This window comes from Oleiphilus sp. HI0066 (assembly GCF_001635725.1).
This window is the reverse complement of the sequence record NZ_LWFH01001400.1, coordinates 1-21197: the sequence shown is the minus strand read 5'-3', so window position 1 is coordinate 21197 and position 21197 is coordinate 1. Positions and strand designations below refer to the sequence as shown.

The window sequence follows — 21197 nt, the reverse complement described above, 5'->3', positions numbered from 1 at the left end:
AGAGAACAAGAGAGCAAACTTTAACTTTCAACCAAATGAAATTGAGGCAAATAGCGTTACGAGAGAAACGTGGGCAAGGCGAAAGCGTTGCGAGAACGCAGAGTTTATATGCGAATAAATGAGCATTTTGAGCTCGCTTTCAACACTGCCCAAGTTGTCGCAGTAGCTATTTTAAACCCTGCAAAGCCGTCCAAACCCTATCCGGCATCATCTCCTCCAAACACTTATAGTGACCAAATGGGCAATCACGCTTGAAACATGGACTACAGTCTATGCTAGCTTTTATAACCGCAGACTTCTCACTGAGTGGCGGTGTGTAATCTGGAGAGGTCGAACCAAACAAGCCAAGCGTTGGGACATTCAATGCGGCCGCTACGTGCATCAAGCCTGAGTCATTGGCTAAGGCCAAATCAGCTTGAGACATTAACGCAACCGCCTCTTCTAGGCTGGTATTGCCTGCCAGCAAACTAACACAATCTTGATCGATAGAATCGGCAATAGCCCCACATGCGGGCACATCATTCTGAGACCCAAATAACCAAACTTGTCCACCTTCAGCAATATGGCGACGTGCGATCTCTGCATAGTGCCTCTCTGGCCACTTCTTAGCACGCCCAAACTCCGCACCCGGACATAGCGCTAGCACCGACTTACTCTTGTCCAAACCGAACTTCGTCATCGCTTTAGCAATATTCTCTGTCGCAGGAACAAGCAAGGGAGCCGGACACTCAAATGCATCTGGCGTTGTTCCCTTGTCATAAGCGAGCCCAACATACTTATGCACCATCAATGAAAAAACGCTTTTATCTAGCTGACGCAAATCATTGACCACGCCATAGCGCATTTCACCTTTCCAGGCAGTACGTCGAGGAATCTTCGCAAACCACGGAATCAATGCCGACTTAAACGAATTTGGAAGGACAATCGCCCAGTCGTATTGCTCTGAGCGCAAACTATGCCCAAGCATTCTGCGAGATTTAATATCAAGCACACCATGCCCTAAAGGCATATCAATGGCTTTATTCACTTCAGGCATTGCTTCAATTATGGGGCGACTCCAAGCTGGAGCAAGAACATCTATTTGTACAGATGGGTGGAGTCGACGCAAAGCAATAAATAAACTCTGCGCCATCACCATATCGCCAACCCAGGACGGGCCTACGATAAAAATTTTCAAATCAGTATCTCCGATACCGTAAAACGCAATTAAACTAGCGTCAGCCAGTCTTGGTTTTGCTCACGCTTACCTTTAACTGCGTCAAAGTACATAGTTTGGAACTTCTCGGTCAATGGACCACGTGCGCCATTACCAATCTTACGTCCATCCAATTCACGAATTGGAAGAACTTCCGCAGCAGTTCCGGTAAAGAATGCTTCGTCAGCCACATATACTTCATCACGTGTAATACGCTTCTCAATGATCTCAACGCCTAGCTCTTCCGCAAAAGCAAAGATAGTACGACGCGTTAAGCCATCCAAGCATGAAGTAAGCTCAGGTGTGAACATCTTACCTTCACGGATAATAAAGATGTTCTCGCCAGAACCTTCTGCAACGTAACCTTCGTTATCCAAAAGCAATGCTTCATCACAACCGCTATCTAATGCTTCACGCAAAGCCAACATAGAATTGATGTAATGTCCGTTAGCCTTCGCTTTACACATGCTGATGTTCACATGATGACGCGTGTAAGAAGAAGTACGTACTTTAATACCCTGCTCGCGAAGCTCAGGTGACATATATGATGGCCACTCCCAAGCAGCAACAATCACGTGTACTTTTAAGTTATCAGCACGCAAACCCATGCCTTCAGAACCAAAGAACACCATTGGACGCAAATACGCTTCTTTCAGATTGTTCTCGCGAACAACAGCTTTCTGCGCTTCATTGATTTCTTCTTTGGTATAAGGCATTTCCATGTGCATGATGTGCGCAGAACGGAAAAGACGATCAGTGTGATCCTGAAGCTTAAAGATCGCTGTACCTTCAGAAGTTTCATAAGCACGGACGCCTTCAAACACACCCATACCATAGTGCAATGTATGCGTGAGTACGTGCACCTGAGCATCACGCCAAGGTACCATTTTTCCGTCAAACCAAATCAGGCCATCTCTATCAGCCATCGACATCGTGCTTCACTCCTTACAGTGGCTAGCGCCTTAGCTAGCTTGAGTTTCAATAATAAAAATAAAAGGTTGGGCATTCTACCAAAGACAAGCGTTTTCGCCTACGAATAAGTTGAGCTGAAAGATAAATCCTTGATATCAACATGGTGATTAACCGAAGATTTTTACAAACGCATCGTGCGCCACATCGCGCTCAACCGGAAACTCTTTCAATCCTTCAGGATAACTAACACCTGACAAACTTTTTCTGTGCAACGCAGATCGTAAGGCTCTATACGCATCATCCAAAGCTTGATACGAAAGTTTTTCATCAATGGTTGACGAAAGTGCCTCCAACAAGCGCACATTATCTGACCAAACTGTTAGTGATGGATGCTCATGCGCATTGGCCAATACCAAGAACTGCGTTAAGAACTCAATATCAATCAATCCACCTCGACCTTGCTTGATATTTTTTTCTGCCATGTCGATCGAGCCGAGCTTATCTGCTGCAGCCGTATGCATCTTCTCTCTCATCACTCGGACTTCTTCAAGCAACTTGGCGCGCTCTCTTGGCATACTCAAAATTGCATCGCGTACTGCATCAAATTTAGCCATTACCCGCTCATCACCAGCAACACAGCGAGCACGAACTAAGGCCTGATGCTCCCACGTCCAAGCATCTTCTCTTTGGTATTTTTCAAAGGCTTTAATCGAAGACACCAACATTCCAGAATTACCAGAGGGGCGCAAACGCATGTCCACTTCATAACATATCCCTTGAGAGGTTTGGGCTCCCAAAATATGCACCAAGCGCTGACCTAAACGAGTATAAAAAAGCTGATTATTAATTGGCTTATCGCCATCCGTTGAGCCGAAGTCATTGGCATCGTAAATAAATACCATATCGAGGTCTGAACTATAGCCCAGCTCAATACCACCAAGCTTGCCGTAACCGACCACAGCAAACCCAGAATAGCCACCTTCTAATTCGTCCCCTTCTGGGAAACCATGTTTCTGACTTAAGTTGTGCAAAGCGATCGATAATGCCGAATCGACACAGGCTTCAGCCAACCATGTTAAGTAATCACTTACTTTCATCACAGGCAAGACACCGCTTATCTCAGCGGCTGCGACACGCAACATATGTGACTGTTTGAAATTCCTCAAACAATCCATCTGCGCTTCAAGATCTTCCTCAGGAATACGTAACAAGGACTGACGCAACTCATCACTTAACTCTTCGCGTTTAGGCGGCGTATACAGCAACTCCGGCTTTAGTAAGTCATCGAGTACAACTGGCGTGGCCGAAATATGTTCAGCGAACCATTCACTCTCTGAACACAACTTACAAAGCTGTTGAAGCGCCTGCTCATTTTCAATAAGAAGAACCAAATAGATAGAACGCCCTAAGACGGCTTGAACTACTTTCAAAACGCGCTTTAACGTCAGGCTCGGCGCTTCGCCAACTGCCAGCGTATTAAGCAAGCGAGGCAAAAATTCTTCGAATCGTTTATACGCAGCTGGCGTCATCGAGCGAAAACGCGGTAAGTCTTTGAATTGAACCATCGCCTGAGCGGCTAGAACTGGATCATCATACCCTGCCCGTTCAAATTCCTTGGCCCAAGCCTCTGTGCGACTTCCCTGCTCATCGTCTTCGACCTGCCAGATCTGAAGCCACTCATAAGCACCAGCATCCTCATGCTCTTCGCTTTGTGCATCTTCTTGCAGGAACTCTTCAAAAATAGCCGATACATTTGCCCGCAACTTGGCTTGCCTGGCAACTAACGCGCCCCAACTTTCTTCATTCATAGCCAGCACAACGGCATCTTGTGCAGCTTCTTCATCAGGCAATTGCTGAGTCTGCTGATCTTTATACCCCTGTATTGCGTGCTCTAAATCGCGCAGGTAACAATATGCCTCTAACAAACGATCAACCCACTCACTAGGCAGATAATCTTGTTCAGCAAGTGTTTGATAAGCGCTTTGCAGACCAGTGTCTTGGAGTCTTAAGTCACGACCTCCGTATATGAGCTGCGCGGCTTGCGCAATAAATTCAATCTCACGAATCCCACCGCTACCCAGCTTAATGTTTCTATCGCCACCTTTGCGATGCACCTCAGACATAATAAGTCGCTTCATATCTCGCAAAGCTTGAAAGCTCGAATAGTCGGGATATTTACGATACACAAATGGCTGAATGATACTCTTCAGCAACACTGCTCGGTCATTTTTGGTACCGGTGATTGCACGCGCCTTCAGCATGGCAAAACGCTCCCATTCACGACCTTGTGTTTGGAAGTAATCTTCAAAACCGCGCAGATTCAAAGCCAAGGCACCGCTAGTTCCATAAGGCCGCAGACGCATATCAACGCGAAATACAAAACCCTCTGCCGTTTGAGCATCCAACATATGAATCAGCTTCTGCCCCAACTTTGAGAAAAATTGATGATTATCAATGGGCTTTTTTGGATGGTCTGTCTCGCCCTTTTCAGGAAAGGCAAAAATTAAGTCGATATCAGAAGACACATTGAGCTCGCGCGCACCTAATTTACCCATGCCGAGCACAATCATTCTCTGCTCTTCGCCATCAGCGTTGCGCGGTGTTCCATATCGCGCAATAAAACGTGCGTGCAACCAAATCAAACATTGCTGAATACACACATCAGCCAACGCACTCGCCTCGGCGAGCGTCTGATCAAGATTGCCAAGACCATTCATGTCTCGCCATATAATCCTTGCCTGCTCAGTGTTCCGAAACACGCGTAACACAGCCATTGCTTGAGTTTCATCATTACACTCGTCTAGCTTCTGAGCTAAGAGCTGAGTCATCAATTTTTCAGATCGCCCTAAAAACAAAGCCGAATCCGGTGACTGCCAATCAACTAATACTTCAGGGTACTTAGAGACAAACTCAGCGACAAAAGGGCTGAGCGCACAAGCTCGCGTCAACGTTGCTTTGAAATCATCAGACAGCAATTCATAAGAATCACTTTCCTGAACATGATCTAAAAAACGGGTAGCGTTTGCGCGTAAAGAGGATGGTTGCTCAACGACAAAATGTGCGAACGACATAGTGGATACCAATGAAACGATAAAGAATACGAGTAATGCGAAGAAGTGTAGCAAAGCATCTCAACAAAATGCTGCCCTGCATCAAGTTTTAAGCCGGAAGAGGAAACCGAAAGACTTACTTATCTCGCATTCTAATTTGGCGTTTTTCTGATCCCGAGAGATGCGCATTGACCTCCCAATCGTACGGAAGAAAACCTTGAAGCTGCCAATCAGCAGGAACACTATCTTTTGGCAGATATGTATGAAGAAAAGCAGTCACCCCACCTACCGGTTCAAAATCCTCCTCGAACCAATCAAGCAAAGGTGTCACCTTGATCTGATTGCCATCAACAACCACGCCCTTTCCCGATTGTTTAAAGAAGCCAAAAGTTTGCTCAGACAACTGTTGCTCGAGCCTCTCGCCAACATAGGGCTCAGATCGCAAATCAGGACATGAAACAGAAGCGCAATTTAAAGCGAAATGAATGCGAGGCTCATTTTGTTTTCGCAAAATATCATGCTCAAGCTTTCGCAGGGTCATGTGCTCGTTATTAAATGTGCCGCAACTATGCGTCCACACAGGACGAAACATATTCCCTAAACCGCGAAGACTTTTCAGGGGCCAATTTTCGACAACCATATTGATCGCCATAATGTTGTACGCATTCAAGAAGTAGGCAATACGCTCCGTCTTATTCGTTAGTTGATCATAATCGTATTCAGCCAAAAACTGCATGAGCGTATCTAACCGATCGTCAGAACGAAGATCGGCATAATTGACTAAATTAAGTTCAACACCATTCTTCTCACCCGGCACAAGGTAATCAGACAGCACTGACTGATAAAGCACGTAAAACTCGGCCAACTTCACATCGCTATGCTGAATTGCATCCACGCCGCCAGGCGCTTGCTCAGCTGCTTTTTCTGTCGCGTTTTCAATTGGGAGATCAGCAAAAGAAACAGAGGCATACAAACTCAGAATAAGACATAGCAAGCAAGCTTTACATGCAACAACTAACTTCATCTTCTTAATACCGCCAAACATCATTCTTTAGCCTAAAAACAAGGCGTACCCACGTTCCGCCTTGCTTACATCATATTGCTCTGATGGCAAGTTCTGACACAGTGCATGCGATAAACTTTGTAAAACCGAAACAGCCTTTCCAGTTCCCATACCAGCCGACTCGGCAGAATGACTGACCTTCAGCTCAATCTCAATTTCATTGATAGACACCGTATTAGTGCGAGCTTGAGATACAATCTCTCCGACATCTAATACCAGCTCAAAAGCGTAACCCTGATAATCAAACTCACACGCTTCGCGTAAGAAGTTCGTTTCAAACACAGCACGATATTCTTGATCACGCAACTGCGCACTCCAGACAGGCGCTTCATTCAACAAAGGCATATCTAACTCGCTCTGATCCAGCGACCACTCCCACTCACCCCGCTGACTGATTCCATCAATACTTGTTCCAGATGTTTTAAGTGTTTGAATGTAATATCCAGCTTTATTTCGCACCCGCAAAGCCATGCGCTGTTTGTGCAGCAATAGAGAATCCGTATCAAAGTAAATATTGCGCAGATTCTTCGATTCAGTGAGCGCCTGATCTTTAGAAGCAAAAGTAGCACCAAGATCTTCACAACACTGTATTACAGCCTGCAAATCAATCTGCTCGCGACAACGCAGCTTCAATTCCAATTCTCTTGCCATTTTCTAATCCAACACCTTAACAACAGTAAAATTTTACTAAACAACAGACACAAAAAAACCGGCCAATAGGCCGGTTCTTTTTAACTAGCTTACTAAGTTAGACTTAGAAATAGTATGTAGCACCGATTGAGAAGTTAGACTGATCCTTAGTAGTAGTAGAACCAGTTTCTTCTTCTGCATCAACGTATTCAATGTACGTGTACATGTTGTCGCTGATGTTATAAAGCGCTTGCAACCAGAACTCGTCAACAGTTTCTTCAGCAGCACCGTCCAAGCCGTTGTCACCAGTACCGTATTGAGCAGCACCCATTGTGTACAATGCACCAATCGCAGCGTATGAAGCTTTATCTTGATCTTCGTAAGAAGCCATCAAAGTTAAGTCTTCAATAGCGAAAGTACCACCAAGACCGAATGCATCTTCTGCATCGCCACGACCAACTGCGTAAGAAAGAGTTGCACCGAATGCATCTGCAGAGTAACCAACAGAAGCAGAAGTCAATACAGTGTCAGTAGGCTTTTGATCAGCTTTTTGAGTAACACCAAAAGTCAAACCGTTGAAATCTGGAGATCGGTATTGGATGTTGTCACCTTCAGACATACCAACCAAGTTACCAGTTCCGATACCATAAACTTCTTCGAAGTCCATAACGTCGAAATCTTCAGCAACAGTATCGTCAGAACCAAACTGAACGCTACCGAAATCACCTTTTACACCGATGTAAGCTTCGTCAAAACCGTTAAGGCCGCCGTTACCTTCTTTGTCATCAGCATCGAACTCAAGCTCAGCTTTGAAATAACCTGAGATACCTGAAGCGATCTCGTGCTCGTGCTTGAAGCCAAGCGTAGAACCGTTATCTGCGAACTCAGAAGTAGTATCATCTGTAAGCGAGTCATCAGTAGTGTCGTTAACTAACTGAATGTTACCGTAGATAGTTGGCATTAAATCAAGCTTTTCAGCAAGATCAGATGCATGATCCATCGCGAATGCGTTTGAAGATAGTGCAGCTGCTGCTACAGCTGAAGCGATCAGAGTCTTTTTCATTTCGTCTTCCTTATTGCTAATTGAAGATTGGGCCTTGCCCGCTCGTTCTTAGTTAATTTAATAGCTATTAAATTGTTTTTTATAGTTTCAATGGGAAACCCCAAAGTGGTGCCCATTTAATTTCACACCCATGACAGAAATATTACAACCGAAATGACCGAGCAATTTCTTTCACGACTGCCATACTTTCGAACACTGAGTGCACCAAAAGTATGCTCGTTGGTTTGACCAAAAGTATCTTAAGCCAAAAAGTTCACATTTCGCACGTTACAGCTTGTTTAGAAAATATGCGCTTTGTCAGCACTCGTTTCTAAACAAGAGTATCGCCGCTTACTAATGGCAAGTTACTCCATTTCCTAACGCTTAAGCATTTAGCTAGAACCGTGCCAGATTTCCAATGGCACCCACAAAAACCTACAAAATGTTCATTTTTATAGTCAAAACAGCGTGTTAGAGCAATAACTTAATGCATTCCCTTGTATTCTGTTTAGTACACTTTGTTACACTACGCAATTTTTTAGTGCAAAAATTCTTATTTTTGTCATATTTCAGGGAAAATAAGGCAATAAATGCAAGATTAGAGCTCTAACATAAAGGTCACAGGCCCGTCGTTTAAGAGGCTTACCTGCATATCTGCGCCGAATTGACCGGTCGCAATATTTTGGTGCGATTCGTACGCTTGTGCCACAAAGTGGTTATATATCAACTCACCATGCTCCGGCGGCGCCGCTGAAGAAAAGCTCGGCTTGGTTCCTTTTTTAGTATCAGCCACTAAGGTGAACTGTGACACAACCAACAAACCGCCATTTATATCAGCAAGACTTCTCCCCATTCTTCCGTTCTCATCATCAAAGATTCTATAAGCGAGAATTTTTTTGAGCATACGGTCTGAAACCAGCTGATCGTCATCTTTCTCAACGCCTAGCAGCAGAAGAATACCCTCATCAATAGCTCCGACAATTTGCCCATTCACTTCAACCGATGCATTTTTTACTCTTTGAATAAGTGCTTTCATCGCCTCACTTTCCAAAACCAATTAGAGGTCAGAGTAAAAGTACTCTGACTCCAGTATATGTTTACTTTCTCAAGATATAAAAAAAGCCGAAGACATGCTTCGGCTTTCTAAACTTTACTGAAAAACTTACTTCGCGCGCTTACGTTCGTTTTCAGTCAATAGCTTTTTACGCAAACGAATGCTTTCAGGCGTTACCTCAACTAGCTCATCATCTTCGATGAATTCAAGCGCTTGCTCTAGCGTGTGACGAATAGGTGGAACCAGCGTTAACGCTTCATCTGTGCCAGATGCACGTACGTTCGTTAGCTGCTTACCTTTTGTAGGGTTAACTGCCAAATCGTTAGAACGAGAGTGAATACCGATAATCTGGCCTTCATATACATCTACAGCGTGACCCAAGAATAAACGACCACGATCCTGAAGATTGAATAAAGAGTAAGACAAGGTCTTGCCTTTCACCATTGAAATCAATACACCATTTTGACGTGATACAACTTCACCAGCTTTAACTACATCATAACGATCAAATACAGATGTCATGATACCGCTACCTGATGTAAGCGTAAGGAACTGACCACGGAAACCAATCAAACCGCGCGACGGCACTGAGAACTCGAGTTTTACGCGACCTTTGCCGTCTGGCTCCATGTTAGTCAACTCAGCCTTACGCAAACCAAGCTCTTCCATGATCGAACCCTGATGCTGATCTTCAACATCAATTACTACGTTCTCGTAGGGCTCCATCATCACGCCATCGATTTCTTTCTCGATAACTTCTGGACGAGATACTGCTAGTTCAAAGCCTTCACGACGCATTGTTTCGATCAAAACTGAAAGGTGAAGCTCACCACGACCGCTCACAACAAACTTATCAGCTGTATCGCCCTGCTCAACACGCAATGCTACATTATGGATAAGCTCTTGATCTAAACGATCTTTGATATTTCGTGAAGTTACGAACTTGCCTTCGAGACCAGCAAACGGCGAATCGTTTACTTGGAAGGTCATGCTTACTGTTGGCTCATCAACACTTAGCGCCGGCAATGCTTCAACATTTGCTGGATCACATAAAGTATCTGAAATGCTTAATCCGTCGATACCATTAATACACACAATATCGCCCGCACTCGCCAAATCAGTATCCACACGATCAAGACCATGATAACCCTTCACGTTAAGAACCTTACCTTTACGCTCGTTGCCATCTGCTTGCTTAACAATAACTTGCTGATTAGGCGACAGCGTTCCGCGCGTGATGCGTCCAATACCAATAACACCTACATATGAATCATAATCCAATGCAGAGATTTGCATTTGGAAAGAACCCTCAGGGTCAACTTTTGGCGCTGGAACTTGATCAACGATCATTTGAAACAATGGCGTCATGTCTTCTGCCATTTCTTCCGGATCATCTCCCGCAATACCATTCAATGCAGACGCATAAATCACAGGGAAGTCTAACTGCTCATCGGTTGCACCGAGTCGATCAAACAAGTCGAACACCTGATCCATTACCCAATCAGGACGCGCACCCGGACGGTCAATCTTGTTGATAACAACAATCGGGTTCAAACCTTTCTCAAACGCCTTTGACGTTACAAAACGCGTCTGTGGCATCGGTCCGTCTACTGCATCAACAAGAAGTAGTACAGAATCAACCATAGAAAGAACACGCTCTACCTCACCACCGAAGTCGGCGTGCCCAGGAGTGTCCACAATATTAATACGGTAATCATTCCATGTAATTGCTGTGTTCTTAGCAAGAATGGTAATGCCACGCTCCTTCTCTTGATCGTTCGAGTCCATAATTCGCTCAGCACCTTCATCTTTACGATCTAAGGTACCGGACTGACCTAACAAGCCATCAACCAGGGTAGTCTTACCATGGTCAACGTGCGCGATAATGGCGATATTTCTAAGGTTCTCAATCACAACAGCAATTCCCAAAAATTTGAGGGTTAAAAAATCGGACGCGGAGTATACAGCAAGCAAATGAAGATGGACATCAAATGTACATTTATTTGCAATCCTACCCAAAACAACGAATGCACCAAATTGACCCTGCAAGAAGCCATGCGCACCATTAAGGCGCAATAAAAACCTTTGTAAAATTCCAAGAAATTCCTAATTCGTTGTTTATACTCAAAAAATAGAGCCTCTTAACTTTTGGCAAGATGCTTGCATATCTAGTGAACCAAAAGCGGGCACACCCCGTGAAACCCTATAAATAGGTTGCCTAGCGTGTTACGCTGCTGCCAATTTTATAGGCGCGAGTACGAAATAAGCCCCAAAGAACGCTTATTGCGTCAATAAAACAACAGTTTGCGACAACAAACATCTGCAAAGGTGATAACAATCGTCGCAGACCGAAATACAAGAACGACCTCTTTGGTGTTCGAAAACATCCGTTAAATGGAGTAAATATAATGTCAGAGAAAACTCTGGGCCTGATCCAAGAAAATGAAGTAACGTGGGTAGACCTTCGCTTCACAGACACACGTGGTAAAGAGCAGCACGTAAGCATCCCTTCATCTGAAGTTGACGAAGACTTCTTCGAAGAAGGCAAAATGTTTGACGGTTCATCTATCGCTGGCTGGAAAGGCATCAACGAATCAGACATGATCCTTATGCCTGACGACTCTACTTCAGTTCTTGATCCTTTCACTGAAGAAACCACTCTTATCTTGCGTTGTGACATCGTTGAGCCTGCAACTATGCAAGGCTACGAGCGTGACCCACGCTCTGTTGCTAAGCGCGCAGAAGAATACTTGAAGTCTACTGGCATCGCAGACAGCGCATTGTTTGGTCCAGAGCCAGAGTTCTTCGTATTTGACGATGTTAAGTGGAAAGCTGACATCAGCGGTGCGATGTACCAAATCAACTCTGAAGAAGCTGCATGGTCTAGCGACGCAAGCATCGAAGGCGGCAACACTGGTCACCGTCCTGGCGTTAAAGGCGGTTACTTCCCAGTACCACCAGTTGACTCTTTGCACGATCTTCGTGGCGCAATGTGTGCTGCAATGGAAGCAATGGGACTAGTGATCGAAGTACACCACCACGAAGTAGGTACTGCTGGTCAGTGTGAAATCGGCGTTGGTGCGAACACACTTGTAAACAAAGCCGACGAAGTTCAAATTCTTAAGTACTGTGTACACAACGTTGCACACGCTTACGGCAAGACTGCGACATTCATGCCTAAGCCTCTTGTAGGTGACAACGGTTCTGGTATGCACGTACACATGTCTCTAGCAAAAGATGGCAACAACATCTTCGCTGGTGACGGCTACGCAGGTCTTTCAGACGAGTGTTTGTACTACATCGGCGGTATCATCAAGCATGCTCGCGCGATCAACGCATTCACTAACGCTTCTACAAACTCTTATAAGCGTTTGGTTCCAGGTTTCGAAGCTCCAGTTATGCTTGCATACTCTGCACGTAACCGTTCAGCTTCTATCCGTATTCCATTCGTTAACTCGCCAAAAGCGCGTCGTATGGAAGCTCGTTTCCCTGACCCATCTGCAAACCCATACTTGGCGTTCTCTGCATTGATGATGGCTGGTCTTGACGGTATCCAGAACAAGATCCACCCTGGCGATCCAGCAGATAAAGACTTGTACGATCTTCCAGCTGAAGAAGCGGCTGAGATCCCAACTGTTGCTGAAACGTTTGACGTTGCACTTGACGCTCTTGAAGCTGATCACGAATTCCTTACAAAAGGCGGCGTGTTCACTGAAGATATGATTCAAGGCTACCTTGAACTTAAGCGTGAAGAAGTTGAGACATTGAACATGACAACTCACCCAGTTGAGTTCGACATGTACTACTCAGTTTAAGACTTTGTTTTAAAGAAAAGCCCAGCAAATGCTGGGCTTTTTTATATCTGAGGTTCATACTAGTAGCAGCCTAATACGCAACGGAGCTGCCCGAAGCCATGACAAAATCAATCATTTCTTCCCTCTTCCTTTTGGCTTTAACAATTGGCCTAAGTGGCGCTACCAAGGTCTACAAAACCATTAACCCTGATGGCAGCATCTCTTTCTCAGACGAACCAAGCGAACGCTCTGAAACAATAGAAGTGCAAGATGTCGCTACAGTACCCGCACTTAAACTACCTCCTAGCTCAACGAACACTCAACAAGCTGACACAACAACAAAAGAACTCTATCAATCCTTAAAGATACTAAGCCCTAGCAATGACAGTGCATTCCACAGCGGCTCTGGCACAGTAAACATTTCTTTTACCTCATTCCCAGAATTAAGACCGAGCCACATATATAAAATCTTCATCGATAACCAACTCGTAGGCGAACAACGCACCACATCGTTGATTGTTGATAACGTATTTCGCGGAACGCACCAACTTAGCGTTCAGATTAGCGATGCTAGCGGTAAAATCATCAAATCCTCCTCCATATCTTTCACAATGCACCGACCTTCAAAGCTAAACTAAACTCTTGATGCACCACCATGGTGCATGTAAAATCTTCATTGTGCTCTCCTCAAGTGCGAAGGATTGTTATCGAGCGATTAACAGAATAACAATCTTGGTAAATTCAATAACTTAGCTCTTATCAAAATGAATGCACCGCAAATGGTTTAATTATTGCTAGTTGTCTTAAACGGTGCGAAACCATCATATAAAGCCAGAAAAGACGAATGAAAAACCAAAACATTCAGCAATCAGTGATCCTAGACAACCTATCGACATCCGTTCTCGTTTTAGCGGAAGACTTGACGGTGCTTGATTACAACCCTGCTGCTGAAATGTTGACCCAAGTAAGCCAAAAACGCTTGGAAGCCGCGAAATTTCCTGAACTATTTAGTGACATTGAAAGTAATCTCATCGACGAGATGAAAGAGATCCTTAAAACGGGGCACTCTTACACTCAACGCGAATGTAAGATGACCTTATTAAATGGCGAACACATTCTCGTTGACTGCACTGTTTCTAGTCTGATCGCTAATAATGCGCCTTGTTTACTTGTTGAGATACAAGCAAAAGATCGATTACTTAGAATCAGCCGAGAAGAACAGCTACAAGAAAATCAAGAAACAGCGAAAATCCTCATTAGAGGCCTTGCACATGAAATCAAGAATCCTCTTGGAGGAATTCGTGGTGCGGCACAGCTCCTGTCATCGGAACTAAGCGATGAGCAAAGCGAGTATACGCAGGTAATCATAGAAGAAACGGATCGTTTACGTGATCTTGTGGACCGCATGTTAGGCACCCACAAAGCGCTCAATCTGAGCCCTCTTAACGTGCACGAAATCTTGGAGCGCGTATGTGCGCTCATTCGAGCCGAGTCAGGTAATGCAATTCGCATCGTCAAAGACTACGACCCAAGTATTCCTGAGATACAAGGAGATAAAAGCCAACTCATTCAAGGCTTCCTAAATATCGCAAAAAATGCGCTGCAAGCATTAGAGCCGCAAGCGCAATCTGGTGAAGACGCGAGTATCACTATTCGTACGCGTGCGCTAAGACAATTTACGATTGGTCAAACACGCCATCGAATCGTTGCTCGTATCGAGCTTATCGATAATGGTCCCGGCATTGATAAAAACTTCATTCAGAACATTTTCTACCCAATGATTAGCGGTCGCGCTGAAGGCACGGGCCTTGGACTGTCAATCACACAAAGTATTTTTACCAAACATAATGGTTTAGTAGAGTGCGAGAGCCAACCTGGCCGTACTGACTTTATCGTTTACCTTCCTTTGGAGATGTAACATGAGTTCCCAACCACTCGTATGGATAATTGACGACGATAGATCAATTCGATGGGTACTAGAAAAAGCCCTAGCAAAGGAAAACTACACTATTCGTTCATTCGAAAGCGCGGATGGCGTTCTGGATAGCTTAACGAGAGAAACGCCTGACGCCGTGATTAGCGATATCCGTATGCCGGGCATTGATGGCTTAGAGTTACTCACTGGCATCCATCAACATGATCCTGATATCCCTGTGATCATAATGACGGCTCATTCAGACCTAGACAGTGCCGTCACATCCTACCAAAAAGGTGCTTTTGACTACCTGCCAAAGCCCTTTGATCTCGAAGATGCCGTCGCACTTGCGAAGCGCGCAATTGCTCACTCGCAAGAGCTACGTGCAAAAAATGGCGACACACAAGTTAATAACATTGAAGAAAGCACTGTCATTATTGGTGAAGCACCAGCAATGCAGGAAGTTTTCCGTGCTATCGGCCGTCTTTCTCATTCAAATATTACGGTTCTCATTAACGGGGAATCGGGAACAGGTAAGGAGCTCGTCGCTAAAGCTTTGCACCAACATAGTCCTCGAGCGAAAGAGCCATTTATTGCACTTAATATGGCCGCTATACCGAAAGATTTGATTGAATCTGAACTATTCGGTCACGAAAAAGGCGCATTTACAGGAGCAGGCGGCCAGCGAACTGGACGGTTTGAACAAGCGAACGGCGGCACACTGTTCTTAGATGAAATTGGTGACATGCCTGCAGATACGCAAACACGGCTGTTACGCGTGCTTGCTGACGGCGAATTTTACCGCGTTGGTGGACACACACCGGTCAAAGTAGATGTCCGAATTATTGCTGCGACACACCAAAATCTAGAAGGCCTCGTATCAGATGGCTCGTTCAGAGAAGATTTATTTCATCGCTTGAATGTCATTCGTGTGCACTTACCTCGCTTAAGCGATCGTCGAGAAGACATACCGAAACTCACGCACTTTTTCTTAAAGCGTGCTGCAGACGAGCTCGCGGTAGAACCTAAAATACTAAGACCCGAAACCGAGGAATATCTGAGCGCAATGCCATGGCCAGGTAATGTTCGACAACTCGAAAACACCTGTCGCTGGCTTACGGTAATGGCGAGCGGTAGGGAGCTTCATGTATCAGACCTCCCTCCTGAGTTGCTTGAAAGCAAAGAGATTCAAGCAACTGGCGTCACGTGGCAAGAAGGGCTTCGTCAATGGGCTGACCAAGAACTTAAAAAAGGCAAAGACGCCATTCTTGATACAGCTGTTCCTGAGTTCGAGCGAATCATGATTGAGACGGCATTAAGCCACACGAGCGGTCGTCGTCGCGACGCATCGTTACTATTGGGCTGGGGCAGAAATACCTTAACAAGAAAAATCAAAGAATTAGGCATGGAGTCTTCTGAAGACGTTGTCGAAGAAGCCTAAATAGACCTTATTTCATTGCCTTTCGAACAATAGGGATGCCGTCGCGCGTTTTACATACCGCCACGGCAGACCTCATTTCAGATTCATTACACTCAACTCTTACCTGACAAGACAGTGCATCATGTTTTGCCAAGACATGAGAGCTATTTACATCACAAGCCCCCGAATCATCTGCTTCGACGAGTACGGAATCGGCATAAAAATATGCTTGCGCAGAAAGCATGTTGGTAGCGCTTCGCTCACTCACATTAATAGTCCGTTCCACGAGTGTCAGCGATAATACAGCACAAAGCAACAGAACAAACACTGCACTCAATAACATAAAGCCTTGCTCCGCACGTGCATACATATTTAATCTCGCCCCAAAGTATCATTGTTTTGCATGAAGTGAGCTTGAGAGAACGAATAGCGTGCTTGTGATTCAGAAATGACAAAAGCAAGGTTAATCGCGCTTGCGTTCGCAACCTTATCAAAGCGACCAGAGATACTTCGCATTAAGACATTCTTGTTTCCAAAAGCGTCTGTCCGGATTAGCTCTCCACCCTCAAAACAAAAAGAGAATGATTGCGCCTTGCTCTCTCCTGTTAGGCATTGCTCTGACTCTATCTGCACCTCACTAGCGTTACGAAGTGCTCGAACGATATTTTCACTCACTATGAATGCTTTATGCGAGGCTCTATCAGCTGCTTGGGCCTTTTCTGGCACACTAAACATAAATTTCAACACAGGGATCAGCATTGCAATCACCGCCGCACCAACAACGATCGCTAGCACTAGCTCGATCAACGTGACACCTTTCTGTTTAGAGAGCATTGGACTTACTCACCGGTTCACTTAACAACTTACTCATAGCCATATCAAATTCATATTTTTGGCCAGATGGCGGCATAATGGTCAAGTTTGCTAATAAACGAGAGTCCGTTAAACCCGTGCAAGGAAAAGTGATCTCGACGGAATATGATTCATAAATGTTGTTCAAACCAAGATAAAGCGAACCTGCCAACATAGGAGGTTGATGCACGATACTCACACTTTCATTTCGTGCCGTAAGCGCTTTGCACTTTTCTTCGAGGTTTTTCTTTAACTGGCTAGGTGATTGGTGATTGAGATCAGAATAATAGCTATTCGACAGCATGATGGACTGCTGTGCTTCAATGCTTTTACCGACACCCGATAAAGCAAGGCGATAAGCATAAAAAAGGCTAGAGACACTGACAGTCAAAACGAGCAAGGCAATTAAGACTTCTACTAAGGTAAACCCACGTATTGTGTTAAACGTTCTCATAGCCCACCACATTCAGACGCAGCGATCGTCTGATCTTCGATAACTTCACCATTAAGCATTATACAAATCAGCTTACTCTCTTTATCAACAGATAGCTTCAAAGGCTGAGGACGCGCAGCATCAAGCTGACCGTCTTTACGCCAAGCTAAACGAAGAGGTTTAGAAGATAACTCTCCTTCTAAGGAACGAACGGAAAAACGCTCTTTTGACTCAAAGCGAGATACATGCCGATCAGATATCAGAAGCAATATCACTGGCTTTTCTTCTAAGGCATTGAGCTCAACATAAACGCCTGCCTTATCTTGGTTAGCAAGTGCCAAGGATTGCGCCCTAGCAATATATTGATTCAAGACCTGAGTATACGAGTAGGTATGAAATAAACTTGGAGAAAAAGAGCGAACAGAGAGCCAGACAAGGCTCGATAGAATAAGAATGACGGCAATAAGTTCTACTAAGGTAAATCCTCGTTGCCGCGCACGATTCGCTTTAAAACTAGCCACAACCAGTGGCGACAACATTCACGCCATAACTAACGCGAATTGGAGCAGTGTTATCAAGATCAGCTTTCGCCGCTGTGTAATCAACATAACAATCTTTTTGAAGCTCTAGACGCAAGACATCACCACCTCGAGCACCCTCGCTTTGAACAATAAAGTCTTTGTTTTGTTCAACACCCGCAGCAATAGCAATGCCGGCTATATTAGCCGTCGGATATCCGTTCACCATGGTAATACGAGCACCATCCAATGTGACGGCTTCGCCTAAGCTTGCACCTTTCACTAATTGCTCCGCATGAGCAATTGCTGCTGCAGATTTGATGGCACCTGCGACACCGGCAAGCGAAGCCTCACGCGCTTCTTTTCCAAGATCTGCAAATCGTGGAATTGCAAAGGCAGACAAAATACCTAAGATGACAATAACCATCACTAATTCAATAAGGGTAAAACCGCGCGACTGACGTGCACGCATTAGACTGTACTTCTGCATAATTCGATATTCGTTAATTTGTTATTATTAACTATAGACGGACTAGGCTTATTGACTAGCGCCGACCTTATTTTTCTCGTTCCGATGTGACCAAGCTCAACACTTGCATGCGTTGATTCGCATCATCTTGCATAGCATGGTGGTAATCGCGAGCGACTTCATGAAAATCCGCGTATTTCGCGACAGCATTTACTGCCAGCAAACTTGCGATCACTACACTCGACACCAGCACCCAAGATCGGCCTGATTTTCGATACCCTTTCTGATTTACATCCGTCCCTAGTTGTCCAATCGTTTTTTTCATTGGCTTGTTGCCTTTATTTTATATGATTAGAAACTTACTCAATGCGCGTTAGCGTAGTCGTTATTTTGAATAGTTCGACTTTAGCGTTTCATTACTTGAGTATTATCGTTGTTATAATTTTTAACTTACGTTGCCGCCCATTGCTGCCTGACCAAGGTCCCAAATAGGTAACGCCACCCCTAGCGCTAACATCAAAACGACCAAGCCCATCGCAATAATTAAAATCGGCTCAATGACATCCGTTAATGTCTTTAGACTATAATCGACCTCTTCATCGTAAAATTGAGCCACTTCTTCTAACAAAACATCCAGATTTCCGGACTCTTCACCCACGGCAAGCATCTGCAACACCAAACTAGTAAAAACACCACTAATTAAAGCAGCCGGATAAAGAGACTCACCTCGCTCTATCGCTGTTCTCATACGCGATATACGCTTGGCGATCCATGGGTTCCCGCTTGCGTAACCTGAGATACTCAACCCTTCTGTGATCGGCATACCTGCGCGCACAACCATGGCAAAACTATGCACAAAACGAGACAACGCGATGTAACGGAGCAAGGTGCCGAGCACTGGCACTTTCAGCACAAAGCGACTCCATCGAAGCGCCCCTTCTGTCGTATTCACCCACTGCCAAAATACAGCACCTGAAATCAGAGCAAACAATACAAGAAGCCATGCATAATCATGGAAAAACTCTGCGGAACTGACTAATACTTGGGTTGCAAACGGCAAGTCAGAATCAAATTTTGAAAATAGCCCCTGAAACTCAGGAATCACCCAAACGTTGATAAACAAAAGCGCAGCAATGATGGCTAAGAATAAAAACAATGGATAACGTGTTACCTGCTTAAAACGCCTTTTTGCTTCTCGCTCTCGCTCCAAGTGCTCAGCCAATTTGTGAAACGACTCTTCTAACTTTCCGGTACTCTCTCCCACACGCACCATGGTGATATATAAATCACTAAATACTTCCCTGTGAGCCTGAAACGCCAAGTTCAACTCTGTTCCAGATTCGAGTCGCTGACTCACATCTAATAAAGTTCGCATAAATGTAGAAGAACGACTTGCCTCTGCTAATCCCAATATTGCTTTCGTAATCGGCACACCCGCTGCAAGCAAGGCATACATTTGGCGCGAAAACATAATTAAGATTTCACTCGACACCTTTTTTCTTGAAGGTAAAGCGAGCTCTTTGCGACGCGTCTCGAGCACCTCAATCGAGACCGGTAGCAGATCTCTTTGCTTCATCGCGCGCGCAACATCTGCTCCGTGCGCTGCTTCCATTACACCGTGGTGCAACGCACCTTTTTGATCTCGGGCTCGATACTCAAAGCTCGGCATAACCAGCAACCTTCAGTGCTTCTTCTAAAGAAGTGACACCATTCATAGCGAGATGCAAGGCAGATACAGCGAGAGGCTGATAGTGTTTAGCCTGTCGAGCATGTTGAATGAAGGTCCGTGTCTCATTTTGCCTTAAAGCTTCTAAACATGGTTCATCCAACTCGAGCCATTCAAACACCCCGACACGACCTTTATAACCAGTATTCGAACATGCCGGACAACCTTGAGGAGCTTTGAATGAAAGGTCTTCATCAGATAGCCCATTGTCATTCTTTAAAAGCTCTTCAACTAGAACCTTCTCATGCTCATCTAAATGAGTTTCTTGAGCACATTGCTCACACAAACGTCTTACTAAGCGTTGTGCTAATACCCCATAGATAGAACCCGCAATCATGTAGGGCTCTGCTTTCATATCCATTAAACGCAGTGCACTCGAAATCGCATCATTGGTATGAAGCGTGGACAATACTAGGTGTCCCGTCATCGCCGACCTTAAGCCGATATCGACGGTCTCTTCATCCCGCATTTCACCGACTAAAAGCACGTCTGGGTCATGACGAAGACTCGCTCTCGCAACAGAGGCAAAATCTAATCCTATTTTGGGGTTCACCTGAATTTGCGTAAGTCGGCTCATCCGGTACTCAATAGGGTCTTCTACAGTCACTATTTTGAGCTCAGGTTTATTTAAAAACTTCAGAGCCCCATAGAGCGTTGTGGTTTTTCCGCTACCGGTTGGCCCAGTTACCAGAATCATGCCATGCGGTTGTGCCAGAGCTTGTTTGAATCGCACTTCAATCTCAGGAGGCATACCTGTGTCAGACAGATTCAGAACTTGCTGGCTTTGATCTAAGAGACGCAATACAGCGGTTTCACCAAACTGTGTCGGAAGTGTCGCAAGACGCACGTCAATCGAACGTCCATTAACGAGAATATTGAAACGCCCGTCTTGAGGCAGACGCTTTTCAGATATATTTAAGCCGCACATTAACTTAAGTCGAAGCACTAGCGCCGCTCCAACTCTTGTTTCACGCATCACTGTTTCACTGAGCACACCATCTACACGACGGCGAATACGGATCACGGTTTCTTCTGGCTCTATATGGACATCCGAAGCACGCGCTAATACTGCATCTTCAAAAATAGTTTGCAGCAAACGAACAACGGGCGCATCACTATCGTCA

The 21197-nt window shown here is 44.9% G+C and carries 20 protein-coding genes; 4 read left to right on the top strand and 16 right to left on the bottom strand.

Features of this window, described 5'->3' with window-relative positions:
* Positions 1-166: 166 nt before the first annotated feature.
* The 8 genes from waaF to typA form a co-directional block, all read right to left on the bottom strand.
* Positions 167-1177: a lipopolysaccharide heptosyltransferase II gene (gene waaF / locus A3738_RS21145; RefSeq protein ID WP_068475297.1), complete on the bottom strand. Its 1011-nt coding sequence runs from the start codon at positions 1175-1177 to the stop codon at positions 167-169.
* Positions 1178-1206: 29 nt separating this feature from the next.
* Positions 1207-2127 carry a branched-chain amino acid transaminase gene (locus A3738_RS21140; RefSeq protein ID WP_068475295.1) on the bottom strand — a complete coding sequence of 307 codons (921 nt, stop codon included), beginning with the start codon at positions 2125-2127 and terminating at the stop codon, positions 1207-1209.
* A 147-nt stretch (positions 2128-2274) separates the two neighbouring features.
* Complete coding sequence (glnE, locus tag A3738_RS21135; protein ID WP_068475293.1) at positions 2275-5178, bottom strand: bifunctional [glutamate--ammonia ligase]-adenylyl-L-tyrosine phosphorylase/[glutamate--ammonia-ligase] adenylyltransferase; 2904 nt, start codon at positions 5176-5178, stop codon at positions 2275-2277.
* Positions 5179-5293: 115 nt separating this feature from the next.
* Complete coding sequence (locus A3738_RS21130; protein WP_068475291.1) at positions 5294-6205, bottom strand: DUF547 domain-containing protein; 912 nt, start codon at positions 6203-6205, stop codon at positions 5294-5296.
* A gap of 3 nt (positions 6206-6208) precedes the next feature.
* Positions 6209-6871, bottom strand: coding sequence for a CYTH domain-containing protein (locus A3738_RS21125; RefSeq protein ID WP_068475289.1), 663 nt, complete (start codon positions 6869-6871; stop codon positions 6209-6211).
* Positions 6872-6974: 103 nt separating this feature from the next.
* Positions 6975-7913 carry a porin gene (locus A3738_RS21120; protein WP_068502400.1) on the bottom strand — a complete coding sequence of 313 codons (939 nt, stop codon included), beginning with the start codon at positions 7911-7913 and terminating at the stop codon, positions 6975-6977.
* Between the two features lie 577 nt (positions 7914-8490).
* Positions 8491-8928 (bottom strand): D-aminoacyl-tRNA deacylase, encoded by a 438-nt coding sequence (dtd, locus tag A3738_RS21115; RefSeq protein WP_068475285.1) that lies wholly within the window; start codon positions 8926-8928, stop codon positions 8491-8493.
* A 126-nt stretch (positions 8929-9054) separates the two neighbouring features.
* The gene (gene typA / locus A3738_RS21110) at positions 9055-10860 is read right to left on the bottom strand and encodes a translational GTPase TypA (protein WP_197472355.1); all 1806 of its coding nucleotides are present in this window, start codon (positions 10858-10860) and stop codon (positions 9055-9057) included.
* Between the two features lie 494 nt (positions 10861-11354).
* Between typA and glnA the strand changes: the two genes are divergently transcribed.
* From glnA to glnG, 4 genes are all read left to right on the top strand, one after another.
* The gene (gene glnA / locus A3738_RS21105) at positions 11355-12761 is read left to right on the top strand and encodes a glutamate--ammonia ligase (RefSeq protein ID WP_068475283.1); all 1407 of its coding nucleotides are present in this window, start codon (positions 11355-11357) and stop codon (positions 12759-12761) included.
* A gap of 98 nt (positions 12762-12859) precedes the next feature.
* Positions 12860-13378 carry a DUF4124 domain-containing protein gene (locus A3738_RS21100; protein WP_082868883.1) on the top strand — a complete coding sequence of 173 codons (519 nt, stop codon included), beginning with the start codon at positions 12860-12862 and terminating at the stop codon, positions 13376-13378.
* A gap of 206 nt (positions 13379-13584) precedes the next feature.
* On the top strand, positions 13585-14658 hold the full coding sequence (gene glnL / locus A3738_RS21095; protein ID WP_068475281.1) for a nitrogen regulation protein NR(II): 1074 nt from the start codon (positions 13585-13587) through the stop codon (positions 14656-14658).
* Between the two features lies 1 nt (position 14659).
* Positions 14660-16096 carry a nitrogen regulation protein NR(I) gene (glnG, locus tag A3738_RS21090; RefSeq protein ID WP_068475279.1) on the top strand — a complete coding sequence of 479 codons (1437 nt, stop codon included), beginning with the start codon at positions 14660-14662 and terminating at the stop codon, positions 16094-16096.
* A 7-nt stretch (positions 16097-16103) separates the two neighbouring features.
* Here the strand turns inward: glnG and A3738_RS21085 are convergent, their stop codons facing one another.
* From A3738_RS21085 to A3738_RS21050, 8 genes are all read right to left on the bottom strand, one after another.
* The gene (locus A3738_RS21085) at positions 16104-16445 is read right to left on the bottom strand and encodes a hypothetical protein (protein ID WP_068475278.1); all 342 of its coding nucleotides are present in this window, start codon (positions 16443-16445) and stop codon (positions 16104-16106) included.
* Positions 16446-16447: 2 nt separating this feature from the next.
* Positions 16448-16909: a PilW family protein gene (locus tag A3738_RS21080; RefSeq protein WP_068475276.1), complete on the bottom strand. Its 462-nt coding sequence runs from the start codon at positions 16907-16909 to the stop codon at positions 16448-16450.
* Positions 16899-17381 carry a prepilin-type N-terminal cleavage/methylation domain-containing protein gene (locus A3738_RS21075; protein WP_068475274.1) on the bottom strand — a complete coding sequence of 161 codons (483 nt, stop codon included), beginning with the start codon at positions 17379-17381 and terminating at the stop codon, positions 16899-16901. The genes A3738_RS21080 and A3738_RS21075 overlap by 11 nt, the downstream gene beginning before the upstream one ends.
* Positions 17378-17899: a type II secretion system protein gene (locus A3738_RS21070; protein ID WP_082868885.1), complete on the bottom strand. Its 522-nt coding sequence runs from the start codon at positions 17897-17899 to the stop codon at positions 17378-17380. The genes A3738_RS21075 and A3738_RS21070 overlap by 4 nt, the downstream gene beginning before the upstream one ends.
* Positions 17874-18368: a type II secretion system protein gene (locus A3738_RS32425; RefSeq protein ID WP_304439251.1), complete on the bottom strand. Its 495-nt coding sequence runs from the start codon at positions 18366-18368 to the stop codon at positions 17874-17876. Before A3738_RS32425 ends, A3738_RS21070 begins: the two co-directional genes overlap by 26 nt.
* A gap of 67 nt (positions 18369-18435) precedes the next feature.
* A complete protein-coding gene (locus tag A3738_RS21060) occupies positions 18436-18672 on the bottom strand; it encodes a hypothetical protein (RefSeq protein WP_068474827.1) in 237 nt (78 codons plus the stop codon).
* Positions 18673-18792: 120 nt separating this feature from the next.
* The gene (locus tag A3738_RS21055; protein ID WP_068475269.1) at positions 18793-20016 is read right to left on the bottom strand and encodes a type II secretion system F family protein; all 1224 of its coding nucleotides are present in this window, start codon (positions 20014-20016) and stop codon (positions 18793-18795) included.
* On the bottom strand, positions 20003-21197 hold a 1195-nt coding region (locus A3738_RS21050; protein ID WP_068763837.1), incomplete at its 5' end, for a GspE/PulE family protein. The genes A3738_RS21050 and A3738_RS21055, both read right to left, overlap by 14 nt.